A 571-nucleotide genomic window follows, 5' to 3' on the forward strand; every position below is an offset into this window, starting at 1 on the left:
CTAAAAAAAGCAAGCTGGGATGACAATTATCGGGCACAACTATTCTTTGGTTAAATAACCAACAAAGTATGCTCCCGCCCTGCAGATGCAAGCGGGTGCCGTTCCGGGGACTATTAGCTCCTTCTTTACCTATGCCGGTGAAGCGAGCACTAGCAGTCACTATGAAGTCGATATTGAACTGATGGGCGGAACGAATCTGCTGCACACCAATGTCTGGATCCAGGGCAAACAGTATCCGGTCGATATCGACATTGGCAAATATGGTATGGCGATCTGGAATATGGAACGTTATGCCTTCAATATTGATGAATATGGTGTGACCTGGCAGGTATTCAGTCGCACCGAGAATAAATGGGTCACGGTTCGTCGGGAGAATCGCCCGGTGACAGGTTGGATGCAGTTATTTATGAATAACTGGATCAGCGCCAATAAACAATTCCCACCTAGCTCTTATAATGGCCAGCAGGCCTACGCCAAGTATAAATATACCTGATTACCACCATGATTCAGCTCTTCAGGACTACACTTAAAGGGTTCTGTTCTGGAGGGTTAAATCATGGCCAGAAACAAG

1 protein-coding gene is annotated in these 571 nt (G+C 46.4%); it reads left to right on the forward strand.

Translation table 11 applies throughout. From position 1 onward, the window contains the following. The first annotated feature begins 85 nt into the window (after nt 1-85). Nucleotides 86-493, forward strand: coding sequence for a hypothetical protein (locus tag ACYVG7_RS09905; RefSeq protein ID WP_460882972.1), 408 nt, complete (start codon nt 86-88; stop codon nt 491-493). The last annotated feature ends 78 nt before the right edge of the window (nt 494-571 follow it).

The organism is Pseudaeromonas pectinilytica, assembly GCF_054780855.1.